Raw genomic sequence first — 17782 nt, forward strand, 5'->3', positions numbered from 1 at the left:
CTATACAAGTTTGAACAGTTAAGCCGAACAGAGGTAGAACAAATGTTAGGAATAACGCTTCAGGAAACGAGAGTTTACCGAGAAATTAAGGAAGAGGGACGAGAAGAAGGCAGAATTGAGGGAGAGCGTTCGCTTATTCTCCGGCTACTACAAAACCGGGTGGGAGAATTACCTCCAGATGTGTGTGAATCTATTGCAACTCTGTGTTTAGAAGAATTAGAAAATCTGGGCGAAGCGTTGCTTGATTTTACTAGTTTGGCTGATTTGCAAGTTTGGTTAGAAACAGTTCAAAATTAGGATGGGCGTTTGCTGTAACAATGGCGATCGCATCTTCACATAGCATTCTTATGTTAGACCAAACTAATTCAGGTGTAGCTATCAATTCTTCTTACCCAGCGCGTCGAGGCAAACATAAAATCTTTATTGGGATGGCTCCCGGCGTGGGTAAAACTTATCGAATGTTAGAGGAAGGAAATGCACTCAAACAAGAAGGAATAGATGTAGTTATTGGACTGTTAGAAACCCACGGACGCAAAGAAACAGCAGAAAAAGCCGCAGGATTAGAAATTATTCCGCGTCAGCAAATTGCTAGAGGTGGGTTGACGCTGACGGAAATGGATACCGAGGCGATTTTACAGCGATGTTTAGGAACTAGCTCTTATACGTCTAAATCCCAATTGGTTTTAGTTGATGAACTGGCTCATACAAATGTCCCTGGTTCCCCACGGGAGAAACGCTACCAAGATGTGGAAGTGATTTTAGCTGCGGGTATTGATGTTTACTCTACGATGAATGTGCAGCATTTAGAAAGTCTCAATGATTTGGTAGCAAGAATTACGGGTGTGGTGGTACGAGAACGAGTCCCCGATAGGATTTTAGAAGCAGCAGACGAAGTAGTGGTAGTCGATGTGACACCAGAAACTCTGCAAGAGCGATTATTGGAAGGGAAAATTTACGAGCAGTCAAAAATCCAACAATCTTTAGATAACTTTTTTCAACGCCGGAATTTAATTGCTTTACGAGAATTGGCTTTGCGAGAGGTAGCCGACAACATCGAAGAAGATGCGATCGCCTCTAGTCCTAATGGGCAATTTTGTAACATCCATGAGAGGGTTTTAGTCTGTGTATCTACTTACCCAAATTCATTACAATTATTGCGCCGTGGTGCAAGACTGGCTAATTATATGAATGCACCACTGTATGTTGTGTTTGTTGCTGATCCTGAGCGTTTTTTAAATAAAGAAGAAAGTTTACACATTCACAACTGTGAAAAGCTGTGTCAAGAATTTACAGGTACTTTTCTTCGCGTTACCAATGGTAACATTGCTCAAGCGATCGCCGAAGTTGCAGAGAAATACCGCATTACCCAAATTGTCATCGGAGAAAGTCAGCGATCGCGCTGGCAAATTTTGTTGAAAGGTTCATTAACTCAAAAGTTAGTTCGCTTATTGAAAAATATTGATATTCATATTATCGCTAGTGATAAACAATCTGCGGTTAAAAGTTAAATATATTCCCTTGGTGAGGTATACCAAAAAATAATTAACCGCAGATTGAAAAGGATGAACGCAGATGTAGACGCGATAGCGGCTTCCCGGAGGGTACGCAGATAAATTCGGATTTCAGCAGGCTTTGAAACGCGAGAATATTAGCATTAAAAATATTAAAATACAACAAAACTATATTCTACAAAATATTTTTAATTTAGCATCTCAGCCTAATTCCTATACAAATAAAATTCAACAATTAACCCAAACTATCAATCAAACAGTCTCCACAATTGAAAATATCTGCACTACCAAACAAATCACACCCGCAAACCTGACTAATTCATCTCGTAAAATCTATGCTTGGTTGAAGTTTCTCTCTGAGGAACAAAATCTACAAATTCACCTAAACAGTACTTATCGTGTACGACAAATAATTGCACAAATTCTCTCTACAGAACAACAAAGTGCTGTAGAAATTATGGTTGAATTTACTAATTTAGCGGGATTATATCAAGGTAAAAGGTCTAGTAAGGTTGTTGCACTTAAGATGAACGAAGGTTTTATTAATGCTGAGGAAGAAGTTTTACAAGCATTAGTGAAATGCACTCTCTTTGGTAAAAATCCAGAAAGTACTCGATTAATTAGAGGGTTTGCGAGTTCTGAAGAATATATTGCTGTTCTCTTAGAGTTAGATTTAATTGCAGAGGTAATTGCCGAAAATCCTCAAGGTAATTTTTATAATTTAAATGAATTGTTTGATCAGCTTAATTTTGAATATTTTGCAGCGAATCTTGTTAAACCCAGGCTTGTATGGAGCCAAATCAAAACCTATCGTAAGTTTGGACATTATGAGCCAGCTAGAGATAGGGTAGTGATTAGCACAACTCTGGATAATGCTTATATCCCTAAGTTTGTGCCTGAGTTTGTTTTATACCACGAATTACTGCATAAATACCACGGCACAAAGTGGGTAAATGGTAAACGTATGGTTCACACCAGCCAATTTCGCACTGATGAACGAAAGTTTAAGTTCTACACAGAAGCAGATGAATGGTTAAAAAAGTTAACACTCAATCAAAGTTGATAAAAGAACTTTCGGCTCAAAAACCTTACCCAATCAAGATTTCACACTTTGACTCCAAATTTAAGTATGTTTGGGGTTTTTTATTGAGATTTTGATAGTACAATTGTTCTAGTGATAGACCTCTGAGCGATACTTTGCCGACGCGAAGTTTAAACGATATCAATACTATGATGACACCATTACAGGGTATAGTTGCAAGCCAAACCCCGAAGTTTGAGCAATATCATGAACATCAAGCTAATCGCCCAAAAAGCTTTAAGCGCGAACATATTGCTTTTCAACGGCTAACTGATGTCACTCAGGTAATTTTGCATCATGCTTTTTGGTTGGCGGAACAAAAAAAACAGCTTTCTTTGCGAGATTACAAACAGCTACTTTTAGAACATGGTTGGCAAGGCGAAGAAAAGCGATATCTGAAAATAGCAGCAGCGTTTGCGAAGTTTTCGCCGCAAGATGTCGCGCAAGTTGAGCCGAGAACTATTTATCAATTGGCAGAAAACAGCAAAAAATACGAGCAAGTTATCAATCGGCTACTAGATTTAAGCATTATTAATCAAGAAAATGTGCGTTCTTTAATTAAAAAGCAGCGTCCAGCCAAAACTGCTGAGTATAAAAATGAAAAACCTAGTATTTGGCGACGGACAAAAAACGGCGGGAGATACTGCCAAATTCCCCCAATTCATGAACCGTCAGAACAAACTGGGATGACTTTGCAAAGAATGATGGATGAAGAAGGATTAAGCGCCCAGCATATTGTGGCAGAAGCGATCGCACTCCGACAAGCATATAAACAAGGGCAACTCATCCACACTGCCAATCAATAAGGTTCAATTAAGGTGATGAAAGTTGATTTCTCAATTTCTGCTCTACCCATAAAGGGATAGGGTTTTAAGGCGAGTATATTTTCATTTTTTCACCCACCATTCCACTCACTATGAGTATTATTGTTTTCGGCAGTATCAATCTAGATTTAGTCGCCACCGCCGCTCATTTACCAACTAGCGGCGAAACTTTATTGGGAAAAAACTTTTTTCAAGTCCCAGGCGGTAAAGGGGCAAATCAAGCCGTAGCCTTAGCGCGTTTGGGAATTCCCACTCAGATGGTAGGACGTGTGGGAACCAAAGGTTTTGGTGCAGAATTGCTGGATAATTTGCAAACTGCTGGCGTACAAACTGAGAATATTTTCCGAGATGAAACTGTCAGTTCTGGTGTTGCCATAATTATTGTTGATGATGCTGGACAAAATCAAATTGTGGTGGTTCCTGGTGCAAATGGAGAAGTAAATCAGGCAGATGTAGAGAGGTTATTGCCTTTATTACCAACAGCCAAAGCACTACTTTTACAATTAGAAATTCCCTTGAATGCAGTTGTGGCTGCTGCTCAAGCTGGACGTAATGCAAAGATTACCGTGATTCTTGATCCTGCGCCGGCACAATCTTCTTTACCCGCCGAACTTTACCCGTTGGTGGATATTATCACCCCCAATGAAGTAGAAGCCGGACAATTAGTTGGTTTTAAAGTAGATAGCCAAGAGTCAGCCACCAAAGCCGCGACAGTGTTATTGCAAAGAGGTGTAAAATCTGCGATCGTCAAATTAGGTGCAAAAGGTGTAGTTTGCGCCACCGCCGAAGAAACATTTTTTGTACCAGCTTTTAGAGTTGATGTTGTAGATACTGTGGCGGCTGGTGATGCTTTTAATGGTGGTTTAGCTGCTGCACTTTACGCGGGAATGTCTTTACATCAAGCCGTGATTTGGGGTGCAGCCGCAGGTGCTTTAGCCGCGACAAAATCCGGCGCACAAACTTCGTTACCTGATAAGTTGACTTTTGATGCGTTTCTTAAATATAGGGAAGTGGGGAGTGGGGAGTAGGGAGTGGGGGAAGATAAGGGGGACAAGGGGGACAAGGGAGATTACTATTGACTACTTTCCTATGTCTTCATTCCAGAGTTCGGGGTTGGTTTGAATAAAGTCACTCATCATTTGTTCGCATTCATCTAAATTTAAATCAATTACTTCTACGCCGTGAGATACCATAAATTCTTTCGCGCCAGGAAATGTGCGAGATTCGCCGGCGATGACTTTTTTGATACCAAACTGCACAACTGCCCCGGCACACAAATAACACGGCATTAAGGTTGAATATAGGGTGGTACCTCTGTAACTGCCAATTCTGCCAGCGTTACGGAGACAATCAATTTCGGCATGGGTAACAGGATCGCCATCTTGGACGCGCTTATTGTGTCCTCTACCAAGAATCTCGCCATCCTTGACGAGAACGGAACCGATGGGAATTCCACCTTCTTGTCTACCTTGTCTAGCTTCTGCGATCGCAGCTTGCATAAATTCATCCATTCTCTTATTCTCCTTTATGTCAAAACAACTGGTATTAATGGATCACGATGGTGGTGTAGATGATTATCTAGCAACTATGCTGCTGTTGACGATGGATCATATAGAATTGCTTGGTGTTGTCGTCACTCCTGCTGATTGTTATGTCCAACCTGCCGTTAGTGCGACACGCAAAATCATTGATTTGATGGGATTTTCTCACATCCCAGTTGCTGAAAGCACAGTACGCGGGATAAATCCTTTCCCCCAGCTTTATCGACGTGATTCGTTTATTGTTGACCATCTCCCCATTCTCAACCAGCAGGATACTATTAATACACCTTTGGTTGCTGAAACTGGACAGGATTTTATGGTGCGGGTGTTACGAGAAGCACCCCAACCAGTAACGCTGATGGTAACAGGGCCATTAACGACAGTTGCAGTAGCGTTAGATAAAGCACCAGATATTGAAGCCAAGATTCAAAAAATTGTCTGGATGGGTGGCGCGTTGAATGTTGGTGGAAATGTGGAAAAAAGTTTAGAAGCCGGACAAGATGGTTCGGCGGAATGGAATGTTTACTGGGATGCAGTTTCCGCCGCGCGAGTTTGGCAAACCCAAATTGAAATTATTATGTGTCCGTTAGATTTAACTAACAATGTCCCAGTGACATCAGATATTGTGTACAAAATGGGCAAACAACGTCACTATCCCATCTCTGATTTAGCCGGACAATGTTATGCACTGGTAATTCCCCAAGATTATTATTTTTGGGATGTGTTGGCGACGGCTTATTTAGGACACCCAGAATTTTATCAACTGCGACAGTGGGAAACGGAAATTATTACCACTGGCTTAAGTCAAGGACGGACTAAGGTTGTTCCCGGTGGGCGGAAAATTTATGCAATGGATACAGTTGATAAAGAGGCTTTTTATGCTTATATCTTGCAGCAATGGGCAAGATGAAAGGTAACAGGTAACAGGCAACAGTGGAAATCAGATTGCTATAGGATGGAAAATACAGCAGATTTTTAGTGGATGAAGTACACAATCTAGTTTTCAAACTTAGGCAGCAAGACTCTTCTGACTTCTGGATTCTGCTGTATATGTTTCTACCATAATTAAGAGTTATTTTTTCTCATGACCATTGTTGAAGTTGCACCATCCCTAGTTAGCATTGCCGAAAAAACTCGCGCGGCTGCAAGTAAGTTAGCAATTCTGTCCACAGAGGCAAAAAATCAAGCGATCGCTGCGATCGCCCAAGGGTTAGAATCAGCCAGAGAAGAAATATTGCAGGCAAATCTGGCGGACTGTCAAGCTGCGGCGGCGGAAGGAATTGCTAAACCCCTGTATAAACGGTTGCAGTTAGATGAACATAAATTAAGAGATGCGATCGCTGGAGTCCGAGATGTTGGTAAACTAGCTGATCCAATAGGTAAAGTCCAAATTCACCGCGAACTCGATACTGGCTTAGTCCTCAAGCGCATCTCTTGTCCTTTGGGTGTGTTAGGCATTATTTTTGAAGCCCGTCCCGAAGCCGCCATTCAAATTGTTTCTTTGGCGATTAAATCAGGTAATGGTGTCATTCTCAAATGTGGTAAAGAAGCTGTACGTTCTTGTGAAGCCATCGTCAAAGCAATTAAACAAGGATTATCTCAAACTGCTGTCAGTCCTGATGCAGTGCAGTTACTCACCACAAGAGAAGAAACTGTAGGACTTTTAAAATTAGATAAATATGTAGATTTAATTATTCCTAGAGGTTCTAATTCTTTTGTGCGGTTTGTGCAAGAAAATACCCGCATTCCTGTCCTTGGTCATGCTGATGGTATTTGTCATGCTTATATTGATCAAGCGGCTGATATTAACAAAGCTGTAGAAATTACTGTGGATGCGAAAATTCAATATGCGGCTGCTTGTAATGCCATTGAAACTTTATTAGTACATCAAGCAATTGCCGGAGAATTTTTACCCAAAGTTGCCGCAGCTTTAGCCGCCAATCATGTCGAATTAAAAGGTGATCAACGCACCTTAGAAATATTACCAAATATTGCCCCAGCTACCGAAGTTGATTGGGAAACAGAATATAGCGATTTAATTTTGTCAGTTAAAATTGTAGACTCTTTAGAAGATGCGATCGCTCATATTAACCAATACGGTTCTCGCCACACCGATGCAATTATTACTGAAGATATCGCCACCGCAGAATCTTTCTTTGGCTTGGTAAATTCTGCTGGTGTGTTTCACAATTGTTCCACACGTTTTGCTGATGGTTTCCGCTATGGTTTTGGCGCAGAAGTTGGCATTAGTACTCAACAAATGCCTCCCCGTGGCCCTGTTGGTTTAGAAGGCTTGGTAACTTATAAATATCAAATGACTGGTAATGGCCACATTGTCGCTAGTTACACCGGCTCAAATGCCAAGGCGTTTATTCACCGCGATTTGTAGGAGGGGCTAGGGATTAGTACAATAAGGCAAAAGGAAAAAGAAATAATAACGATACCGCAAGCCTTTTAGGAATTTCTTATGGTTTGTTTATTTAGGCAGGCCTGTACTAGAGGCAAGGGACTAGTATTTTTACTGTAACCTATCACCTGTAACCTGTAACCTGTAACCTGTATCAACAAGCACAATCTAAATTACCTTCACTAGAAGAAACAATTACTGGTTGATGATACAAAGGTACGGTAAAGGTGACAGTTGAACCTAGTCCTTCACCCAAGCTGTAAAAATGTACTTCACCACCCATCGCTTCAATTAGCTTTTGGGATATTGCCAACCCCAAACCTGTACCGCCATATTGGCGAGTGCGGGAACCATCTACTTGAGAAAATAATTGAAATAATTTATCTTGCTTGTCTAAAGAAACACCAATACCAGTATCGGCTACCCGGACTCTAACCATACCGGGAAACTGCTGTTCTTGGAATTTGACTTTTTTCTGGACAATTTCGGATGTGATGGTTATACCACCTTCATGAGTAAATTTAATGGCATTGTTTACCAAGTTCAGCATGACTTGGAGTAGCCGTTGATAATTTCCTTGGACAACAATTTCATCGCAGGTTGTGGGAATTTGCATCCGAAAGCTGAGGTTTTTCATTTCTGCTTGGGGACGCATAAAACTTTCTACACCACAAAATAGCTCATCTAATTTGACAGGAGCGCAGTCTAATTCCATTTTGCCTGCTTCAATTTTGGCAATATCCAAAATATCGTTGATGATGTTCAGCAGGTGAATGGATGATTGATGGGCTTCTAAAAGAAACTGATGCTGTTCTTCTGGGTCATCTGCCATCCCCTCTAGAATCAGCTTTAAAAAGCCAATCATTCCATTGAGGGGAGTACGAATTTCGTGGGAAACGTTGGCTAAAAATTCACTTTTGAGGCGTGAGGCTTCTTCAGCTTTTTGTCTGGCTGCTTCTAATTCTTTATATAAAGTAGCATGAGCGATCGCAGTTCCTAACTGATCGGCTACTTCTTTCGCTAATTCCAGTTCAGCATTTGTGAGAGGATAGCATTCATCCCGCACAGCCACTGCAATCAAACCATTGGCTTGGTCTTGATAGCAGGTGGCAACCACTAAAACTTTCTGATTTGGACAAAGTGCGTATTGTGATACCTCCATCACCACAGGTTCTAAAGTGGCTAATGCTTGGGCAAATGCTGGCTCAGAAGCGACATCTATTTCTAAGCCAAGCATCGAACTGCGTTCTGGCTGATGGTACTCTGCTATGACACGCACTTTAGAGCTAGAGGGCTGATAAGGACAGATAATGCAACGTTCTAGCTTGAGAGCTTTACCCAAACTGTCTACCGTTTGTTGCCAAATAATGTCTAAGTCCAAAGTTCGCCGAATATTTCTAGTAATTTTAGTTACTAGTTTTTGATGTTGTTGCGAACGTAAAGCCAACTCGATTGGTGTAGGCGCTTTGGGTGTGGTACTGTGTTCTTGTTGATTTACTGTCGCCTGTAATAACCGCCCCATCACGACAACTGTCGTGGCGGCAGTTCCCAGTGGCGGTATGATTGGACAAATTACTAATTCCAACTCATACAACTCTTGCTGGTAGCGAAACCAACATTGAAACTTTTCTGGCACCAAACTTGTTAAAATTCGGTGCAATCGTTCCAAATAAGCTACCTTATCCGCAGGAGCAAAAATTTCCTCTTCATGGCTGCTGACTACTTGCTCAGGGTTTAATCCCAGAACTTCACTACGCTGCCAATAAAATGTCAGGTAGCGGCCTGACCCATCCTGCATATACACCAACTCAGCACCGAGAGCTGGTGACGAGCCATTTGTTTGATTAGCTATGTCTTCCAGATTTTGAGAAAATAAGTTTGGCAATTGGGAGTTGGCAGTAATAGTCATTTAATCGAGTTGGGTAGACAAGTGGCAACTCAATACAGGTTTGCTTCAGCTAATGCTTTTGCAGACTTACATTGGGTGTTTTGGCTGTTGTGAACACGATGATTGACCTTTGTGTTCTTGTCTATGAAAAGCTTGTTTGTGGCTGTCAATCATTCCACTCACCTCTAGGTGGTACAGGTGTGCGATAAGGAGTCCGCGTCAGTTCATCATCTCTAGGAATCTCACCCCGTAACCATTGGCGAATTGCCACTTCAATGACTTTGCTAGGATCATTGGTAAGATGCTGAATTTGCTCTAATAACTCAGAATCTAGGCGGACAGCAATTTCTACCTTATCGCCTTGTCTTTGCTCCCCTTCGGTAGCTCTCTCTTTCATATTCATAGGTTTATATACTCTGAATTTGTTTTTTCCAAAGCTTTGTAAAGTAGTTCTACTCAAGTTTCGGGTTAGTTTACTGACAAATCTTAAAGGTATAGATACATAGTTCCCCGAACTCCTACCAAAAATAACAGCTTGAGATTTTTAAGTGGCCATTTTCATAGAACTCACTTTTTCAATGCTCTAGAAGTTTTGTCAGTAAATCAGTAGATCCGAGCATTTACGAGGTGTAACTGCCCACGATCCCTACACTATGTACTTATATATCTTTATTGTACGCTGCTGATTGTTCAATACCTGCAAGGAAAAATAGACTTAATTATAGAGACTTTATATAGATTTGCAAAATACTTAAGGGTCAATAGTCATTTGTCATTGGTCATTAGTTATTGTCATTCGCCATGTTACAGACTTATCTACCTTGTCCCCCTTGTCTCCCTCGCCCCCCTGCTCCCCAACTCCCTACTCCCCATTCCCCACTCCCTCTCCTAAATAGCAGCGTCTTGGCAAAGAAAGCATTAAAATACATTAAGTAAATCGCTCTTTATAACCTTGGTTGCTGCTTCAGCAAAGATAGTATATGACTGACGTTCCGGCAGTTCGCATTCGCAATTTCTGTATTATTGCTCACATTGATCACGGGAAATCAACCCTGGCCGATCGCCTGTTGCAAGCTACCGGCACTGTTGATGAACGACAGATGAAGGAGCAGTTTCTCGACAATATGGATTTAGAACGGGAGCGCGGCATTACCATTAAGCTGCAAGCTGCCCGGATGAATTACACTGCTAAAGATGGTCAGCAGTATGTATTAAATTTAATTGACACTCCCGGACACGTAGACTTTTCTTATGAGGTGTCGCGCAGTTTGGCGGCTTGTGAAGGGGCGCTATTGGTTGTAGATGCGTCTCAAGGTGTGGAAGCGCAAACTCTGGCGAATGTCTACTTGGCGTTAGAGCATAACTTGGAAATTATTCCCGTTCTCAACAAAATCGACCTTCCTGGTGCCGAACCAGACCGGGTAATTAGCGAAATTGAAGAAATTATTGGTCTTGATTGCAGTGGGGCAATTCTCGCCTCAGCCAAAGAAGGAATTGGCATTAATGAGATTTTAGAGACGATTGTGGAACGGGTTCCACCCGCACCTGATAGAGTTAATGAACGTTTACGGGCGTTAATTTTTGATAGCTATTACGATCCCTATCGGGGGGTAATTGTCTACTTCCGGGTGATGGATGGGCGCGTGAAAAAAGGCGATCGCGTTTATCTAATGGCATCCGGCAAGGAATACGAAATCGACGAGTTGGGTGTATTGTCTCCCACCCAAAAGCAAGTTGATGAACTCCACGCCGGGGAAGTAGGTTATTTAGCCGCCGCCATTAAAGCCGTAGCCGATGCGCGGGTAGGCGATACCATTACCTTGTCTAATGCCAAAGCCGTAGACCCCTTACCAGGGTACACCGAAGCTAATCCAATGGTCTTTTGTGGGATGTTTCCCATCGATGCTGACCAATTTGAAGACTTGCGGGAAGCTTTAGAAAAGCTCAGACTCAATGATGCGGCGCTGCACTATGAACCAGAAACTTCGAGCGCGATGGGTTTTGGTTTCCGGTGTGGGTTCTTAGGCTTGCTGCACATGGAAATCGTGCAGGAACGGCTAGAACGCGAGTATGACTTGGATTTAATTATTACTGCGCCTTCAGTGGTTTATAAAGTCACTACTATTAAGGGCGAGGAATTATATATTGATAATCCTAGCCATTTGCCTGCTCCCAACGATCGCGAGAAAATCGAAGAACCCTATGTACAGGTAGAAATGATTACACCGGAAGGTTTTGTCGGCACATTGATGGAGTTGTCACAAAATCGCCGTGGTATTTTCAAAGACATGAAATATCTCACCCAAGGGCGTACCACCTTAACTTATGAAATACCCTTGGCGGAAGTTGTCACCGACTTTTTTGACCAAATGAAATCGCGATCGCGCGGTTATGCCAGTATGGAATACCATATCATTGGCTACCGCGAAAATCCCCTGGTAAAGCTAGATATCATGATTAACGGCGACCCCGTGGATTCTTTGGCAATGATTGTCCACCGCGATAAAGCTTATAACGTCGGGCGGTCAATGGCTGAGAAACTCAAAGAATTAATTCCCCGCCATCAATTTAAAGTGCCAATTCAAGCCGCCATTGGTAGCAAAGTCATCGCCAGTGAACATATCCCTGCCTTACGCAAAGATGTACTCGCCAAGTGTTACGGCGGTGACATCAGCCGGAAAAAGAAACTTTTGCAGAAGCAAGCCAAAGGTAAAAAGCGGATGAAGGCTGTAGGTACAGTAGATGTACCCCAAGAAGCTTTTATGGCTGTTTTACGGTTAGATCAAAATTAAACAGGACTACGCACAAAGGTTGTCTGTTAAGAATGGGTGCAAGGTGTGAGGGCTTGAGGGTGTAAGAAGTTTGAATACCTTCACCCTCCCCCACAACGTTGATTTTTCGTCTCACTGCATAAGTCCTATTAAATCAAGACTGTTATTAACTGCATACAGCAACTACAGGAATGTCTAAGGGAAGATTCTCTTGACATTCCTTTATTTATGTCCTGATGGTTTTTACTTAAGTCTGGAAATTAAGAAGAACTTAGTTTAGGGTATCAAGGTGTATTGGTTGGGTTGTTTAAGTGTTTCAAACCCTTATACCATTTCACTTTAAAAATGATACATATCGGCAAGCAGCGCCTCGACTTCTCCTGATGGAGACGCTGCGCGAACACTTGCTACAAGTCGCTCGGTGACCGGAAGCAGAGGAAGTGATTTGTATCAGTAATTCTGTGAATTGGTATTACACCCCTAAACCCTTACACCTTACATAAAACTCAACAAAGGGGTAAGATACTTCATCCCCACAGGAACATTTATCAATTAATCTAGTAAGTTTCATAAGGTATTTGCTAATTTGCTCAACCTTGATAACCTGTGATCTATCCCTAAAATTATTAAAAAATTAGAAAACTTTGGTAAACATACCGACTCAATAGATTTCTTCTCCTTGTATTTTTGAGATACAGCTAGTTTTTTGAGAAATTTATAAAAATTTGGAGATTTTAGTACATGAAAATACTTGTATTAAGTTGGGAATTTCCACCAAGAATAGTCGGCGGTATTGCGAGACACGTAGCTGAGTTGTATCCAGAAATAGCTAAGTTAGGACATGAAATTCACTTAATTACAGTGGAATTTGGTCAAGCACCGATGTATGAGGTAGTGGAAGGCATAAATGTGCATCGGGTACCAGTGGGACATAGTAATGACTTTTTTCACTGGATTGTCAATCTTAACCAAAGCATGGGTCATCACGGTGGTAAGTTAATTTTGGAGGAAGGGCCGTTTGATATTATCCATGCCCATGATTGGTTAGTGGGTGATGCTGCGATCGCCCTCAAGCATACTTTTAAAATCCCTTTAATTGCAACAATTCACGCCACAGAACATGGACGCTATAACGGCATTCATAACGATATTCAACGCTATATTCACGGCAAAGAAAACTTACTTGCTTTCGATGCTTGGCGCGTTATCGTTTGTACGGACTATATGCGCCGAGAGGTAGAACGCGCCCTCAGCAGCCCTTGGGATAAAATCGATGTGATTTATAACGGTATCCGTCCAGAGAAAAAACAGCATCACCAAGATTTTCACGCGCAAGATTTTCGCCGCCAATTTGCCGCAGATGGTGAAAAAATTGTTTACTATGTCGGGCGGATGACTTATGAAAAAGGTGTACCAGTATTATTAAATGCTGCACCCAAAGTTCTTGCAGAGATGGGTGGTTACGTCAAATTTGTGATTATTGGTGGCGGTAATACCGATCATCTTAAACGCCAAGCCACAGATTTAGGTATTTGGGAGAAATGCTACTTTACTGGTTTCTTATCTGATGAATACTTAGATAAATTTCAAACCATTGCCGACTGTGCTGTATTCCCTAGTTTTTATGAACCCTTTGGGATTGTGGCTTTAGAAAGCTTTGCATCGCGCGTACCCGTAGTAGTTTCTGACACGGGTGGTTTCCCGGAAGTTGTTCAGCATACCAAAACAGGTATCGTCACTGGGGTAAATGATCCTGATTCCTTAGCATGGGGAATTTTGGAGGTTTTGAAAAACCCCGGATATCGGCAATGGCTGGTAGATAACGCTTACGAAGATTTAGAACGCCGCTTTAGCTGGTCAAAACTAGCCCAGCAAACAGAGTCAGTTTATCAGCGAGTGGTGCAAGAGCGATCGCAAGTTATCTGGTAATTAAACACAGCGTAAAACTGAGCATACTGCCCCTAAACCAGAGAAAAAATGATTACTCTGGACTATTTGACGTTAAAAAACATTACAAGACCTGTACGCTGGGAATTTCAAGCCTTCTGATGCGAGAGTAAACAGTAAATGCAGTTTGCTCTATAAAGTTAGTATGACGAAGGCATTCCCAGATATAGCAAAGTTCTGGAAGAATTTGGGAACTGTGTTGTTAAGGATGGGTGCCAGTTTAATAACCCGTCTTACAGCATACCTGAAACGCCACTTCATTGACAACACTGTTGATGTTGTTCCGCCCCTTTCCCACCTTCCTCGTCTAGCTGGCCCCGTACTAAATTTAGGCGGCGGTGGCCCTGATGTTGAGAAGGCTATTCAATGGATGATTGACCAAGTTCGTGGAGATACTAGTAGCAGCGCCAATAAAGTTGATGTGGTAGTTCTCCGCGCCTATGGCAGTGAAGATTACAATCACCTGATTTACGGTATGAGAGGTGTGAACTCAGTCAAAACACTCATCATCAGTAACCGCAATGATGCCAACCGCGAAGATATCGTCACCAAAGTTAGAAAAGCTGGCGTAGTTTTCTTTGCTGGGGGAGACCAATGTCAATATATCCGCAGTTGGAAAAACACCAAACTAGAAAACGCTGTGCGAGAAGTCTACGCCAGAGGCGGTGCAATTGGCGGGACGAGTGCAGGTGCAATGATTCACAGTGAGTATATCTACGATTCTTGTGCTTGCGAAGACAGCATAGAAACCAGAGAAATACTCGAAGACCCTTATCGAAATATCACCTTTACATACGATTTTTTTCAATGGGGTCATTTGCGCGGAACCATCATCGATACCCACTTTGATAGCCGCAAACGTATGGGTCGCATTATGGCTTTTATTGCACGACAAATTCAGGATGGCAAAGCTAACCGCGTTTTAGGAATAGCTATTAGTGAGGAGACATCCCTTGTCATCGATAAATATGGTCTAGCCAAGGTGATGGGGAGAAACGCCGCCTACTTTGTCTTGGGCGACCACCCGCCGGAGATATGTAAACCCCGAACACCACTGACTTACCATGACTATAAAATTTGGCGGGTTCCCAGTGGCGATACATTCGACCTGAGAAACCCACCAAATCGGGGTTATTACTTTAGAAGTGTGAAGCGAGGGAGGTTTAATTCAGATCCCTATTGAGTGGGTGTGTGGGTGTGAGGGTGTAAGGGGGTGTGAGAGAAAGAAGTACTTTGTAGAGGGTCTGAGAACCTTTCTAATTGACTTGAAAGAGGGTGTAGGGGTTTAAGGGTATGGGGGTGTAGGGGAAGGATATCTTTCATCTATGACTGTGAAATTTTTTCACCAGGAATACCTTCTTCCTGCCTTCTGCTTTCCTTACACCCTTACACCCTTACACCCCTACACCCCAAGTTATTTAACTTACAACTTCGTCCCACACTCAGCACAGAAGTTATGGTTCGGTGCATTCATGCTACCGCAGTGACTACAACAAACAGGTTCTACAGAACTGGTTGGTGGTTGCTTGGGTAAACCGACCATTTGAGCGTTGCTCTTACCAGGGGCTACCATTGGATAGCAGTTTTCGTCTCTGGTGACGTGAACATTTAAGATGACAGGGCCGTTATGTGCCAACATTTCGGCGATCGCATCTTTTAATTGCTCCCGTTCTTTAACTACAATGCCTTTGATACCGTAAGCTTTCGCTAACAACTCAATATCTGGCATCCCGACTTCCATGTTGGAACAAGAGTAACGTTCGCCGTGGAAGGCTTGTTGCCACTGGCGCACCATTCCCTGCCAACCATTGTTGACGATTACAGTCTTGACATTAATTCCATATTGTGCTGCTGTTCCCAATTCTTGTAAACACATTTGGAAACTCGCATCACCACTGATACAAATCACTTCTTCGTTGGGGAAGGCGACTTTCGCACCAATAGCCGCAGGTAAGCCAAAACCCATCGTTCCTAAACCCGCGCTGGAAATCCAACGGCGTGGCCCATTCTTGAGGAACTGCGCCGCCCACATTTGATGCTGACCCACATCTGTGGTATAGAAGGCGTGGGGTGCTTGGTGACTAACTTCGACAATGGCTTCTTGGGGAGAGATGCTGTCGGGGTGTTGGGGAACTACCAAGGGGTATTCTTCCCGCCAACGGTTAATTAAATTCAACCATTCTTGGTTTTGGTTGGGTGTGGGTTTAACCCCAGATTGCTTGCAGCGCCGCAACAAATCAAGCAGTACATTGCGGACATCACCAACAATGGGTACTTCGGGAATGCGGTTTTTCCCGACTTCTGCTGGGTCGATGTCGATGTGAATGACCTTAGCGCGGGAAGCAAATTCATCTAATTTTCCTGTTACGCGGTCATCAAATCTCGCACCCACGCAAATCAGCAAATCACAATCACTCACAGCAAAGTTAGCGTAGGCTGTGCCGTGCATTCCCAACATCCCCACAGACAGAGGATGATGTTCATCAAATGCCCCAATTCCCATCAATGTGGTAGTGACAGGAATATTGAATAACTCAGCTAACTGTTTAACTTCTTCATGGGCGTTAGATGCGATCGCACCACCACCAACATACAACAATGGACGACGGCTTTCTTTCAGTAACTTAATTGCCGCATTGATTTGGCGCGGGTTTCCCTTAACGGTGGGGCGATAGCCCGGTAATTTGACTGTACCTGGTTCTACAGGCTCATAATCAAATTCTTCAAAGGCGACATCTTTGGGGACATCAATTAAAACTGGCCCTGGCCTGCCAGTGCTGGCAATGTGGAATGCTTCAGCCACGATTCTGGCCATATCTTTAGGGTCACGCACCACATAAGAGTGCTTGACTATGGGTAAAGTAATGCCGTAAATATCGGTTTCTTGGAACGCATCTGTACCGATCATTTTCCGGGGTACTTGTCCCGTGACGATCACCATTGGAATTGAATCCATGTAGGCTGTAGCAATGCCTGTTACCAAGTTTGTCGCCCCTGGGCCAGAAGTACCAAAGCAAACTCCTACCTTACCAGTGGCGCGGGCATAGCCGTCTGCGGCGTGGGCTGCGCCTTGTTCATGCCTTACCAGGATGTGCTTTAGCGCACCAGTGGATTCTACTTTGTATAAATCATCATAAATCGGCAGGATTGCCCCACCAGGATAACCGAATATATACTCAACGCCGTGGCGCAGCAGGCTATCTAGTAAAGCGAAACCACCAGTTGCCCTTTTGGGTGTCACAACTGACGATTGAGCAGCAGACTGGTGTTGATTCTCGGTTTTTGCGGGACTAATCGGGGAAGGCAAGCTCAAGGTCACGATCGAACCTCAAATAATAGCTAAGTTAACGCTGAAATTCTGTAGTTAAGATTTCATTTTAATGGAAAAGTTCGATTTAGTGCCTACCGATTTTTTAAATATCAATCACAGGATAGAAGTGATAAACAGATTTATCTGTTTGTGCTGAATATCTTAAAAATATGAAATAACAAAGCTGCGCTGGTTTTAATCAGCAAAGCTGACTATTTTTAATCATAGACAATTCAGCATGATTATCACTCACCGTTCGCGCAATGCAGGATAGATAATACCAAATTAAAAAATGATTGCGACAAATGGATGGCTCAAAAGCTTACCAATTAACCCTTACCCAATCCAAAATCTGTCTTGAAAAGTTTGCTCAAGTCGGGGAACCCGCCCACGCAACTTTTCGCAAAATCTAAAATCCAAAATGGTATAAGTTTGCTGAAATCATAGCAGAAGGCGGGAGGGCATCTGCCCACCGTAGGCGATCGTTTTTGGTAAGTTGTGT

General features: G+C 42.8%; 13 protein-coding genes and 1 pseudogene. 10 read left to right on the top strand and 4 right to left on the bottom strand.

Annotated features, from left to right (window positions below):
• The 5 genes and pseudogenes from H6G79_RS02875 to rbsK all read left to right on the top strand — a co-directional run.
• Window positions 1-297, top strand: a pseudogene (locus H6G79_RS02875) (DUF4351 domain-containing protein); the annotation flags it as partial.
• Between the two features lie 50 nt (window positions 298-347).
• Window positions 348-1508 carry a universal stress protein gene (locus H6G79_RS02880; protein WP_190592200.1) on the top strand — a complete coding sequence of 387 codons (1161 nt, stop codon included), beginning with the start codon at window positions 348-350 and terminating at the stop codon, window positions 1506-1508.
• A 124-nt stretch (window positions 1509-1632) separates the two neighbouring features.
• On the top strand, window positions 1633-2574 hold the full coding sequence (locus H6G79_RS02885; protein WP_190592170.1) for a M48 family peptidase: 942 nt from the start codon (window positions 1633-1635) through the stop codon (window positions 2572-2574).
• A gap of 167 nt (window positions 2575-2741) precedes the next feature.
• Entirely contained in the window at window positions 2742-3398 is a 657-nt protein-coding gene (locus H6G79_RS02890; RefSeq protein ID WP_190592169.1) for a hypothetical protein, read from the top strand.
• 110 nt (window positions 3399-3508) lie between these two features.
• Window positions 3509-4444 carry a ribokinase gene (gene rbsK, locus H6G79_RS02895; protein WP_190592168.1) on the top strand — a complete coding sequence of 312 codons (936 nt, stop codon included), beginning with the start codon at window positions 3509-3511 and terminating at the stop codon, window positions 4442-4444.
• 51 nt (window positions 4445-4495) lie between these two features.
• On the opposite strand, the gene H6G79_RS02900 is transcribed toward rbsK, so the two are convergent.
• Window positions 4496-4927 carry a nucleoside deaminase gene (locus tag H6G79_RS02900; RefSeq protein ID WP_190592167.1) on the bottom strand — a complete coding sequence of 144 codons (432 nt, stop codon included), beginning with the start codon at window positions 4925-4927 and terminating at the stop codon, window positions 4496-4498.
• Window positions 4928-4943: 16 nt separating this feature from the next.
• On the opposite strand from H6G79_RS02900, the gene H6G79_RS02905 reads away from it, so the two are divergent.
• Window positions 4944-5867 (top strand): nucleoside hydrolase, encoded by a 924-nt coding sequence (locus H6G79_RS02905; RefSeq protein WP_190592166.1) that lies wholly within the window; start codon window positions 4944-4946, stop codon window positions 5865-5867.
• A 174-nt stretch (window positions 5868-6041) separates the two neighbouring features.
• The gene (locus H6G79_RS02910; RefSeq protein ID WP_190592165.1) at window positions 6042-7346 is read left to right on the top strand and encodes a glutamate-5-semialdehyde dehydrogenase; all 1305 of its coding nucleotides are present in this window, start codon (window positions 6042-6044) and stop codon (window positions 7344-7346) included.
• Between the two features lie 172 nt (window positions 7347-7518).
• On the opposite strand, the gene H6G79_RS02915 is transcribed toward H6G79_RS02910, so the two are convergent.
• Together H6G79_RS02915 and H6G79_RS02920 are read right to left on the bottom strand one after the other, a co-directional pair.
• Window positions 7519-9273, bottom strand: a complete 1755-nt coding sequence (locus tag H6G79_RS02915; protein ID WP_190592164.1) for an ATP-binding protein — start codon at window positions 9271-9273, stop codon at window positions 7519-7521.
• A 145-nt stretch (window positions 9274-9418) separates the two neighbouring features.
• Window positions 9419-9655 carry a hypothetical protein gene (locus H6G79_RS02920; RefSeq protein ID WP_015113554.1) on the bottom strand — a complete coding sequence of 79 codons (237 nt, stop codon included), beginning with the start codon at window positions 9653-9655 and terminating at the stop codon, window positions 9419-9421.
• A 577-nt stretch (window positions 9656-10232) separates the two neighbouring features.
• On the opposite strand from H6G79_RS02920, the gene lepA reads away from it, so the two are divergent.
• The 3 genes from lepA (at window position 10233) to H6G79_RS02935 (ending at window position 15153) form a co-directional block, all read left to right on the top strand.
• Entirely contained in the window at window positions 10233-12044 is a 1812-nt protein-coding gene (lepA, locus tag H6G79_RS02925) for a translation elongation factor 4 (protein WP_190592163.1), read from the top strand.
• 720 nt (window positions 12045-12764) lie between these two features.
• On the top strand, window positions 12765-13952 hold the full coding sequence (locus H6G79_RS02930) for a glycosyltransferase family 4 protein (protein WP_190592162.1): 1188 nt from the start codon (window positions 12765-12767) through the stop codon (window positions 13950-13952).
• A 163-nt stretch (window positions 13953-14115) separates the two neighbouring features.
• Window positions 14116-15153 carry a cyanophycinase gene (locus H6G79_RS02935; protein WP_190592161.1) on the top strand — a complete coding sequence of 346 codons (1038 nt, stop codon included), beginning with the start codon at window positions 14116-14118 and terminating at the stop codon, window positions 15151-15153.
• A gap of 240 nt (window positions 15154-15393) precedes the next feature.
• Here H6G79_RS02935 and ilvB read toward each other — a convergent pair whose 3' ends face one another.
• The gene (gene ilvB / locus H6G79_RS02940; RefSeq protein ID WP_190592160.1) at window positions 15394-17289 is read right to left on the bottom strand and encodes a biosynthetic-type acetolactate synthase large subunit; all 1896 of its coding nucleotides are present in this window, start codon (window positions 17287-17289) and stop codon (window positions 15394-15396) included.
• Window positions 17290-17782: the final 493 nt, after the last annotated feature.

This window comes from Anabaena sp. FACHB-83 (assembly GCF_014697485.1).
GTDB lineage: Bacteria > Cyanobacteriota > Cyanobacteriia > Cyanobacteriales > Nostocaceae > Nostoc_B.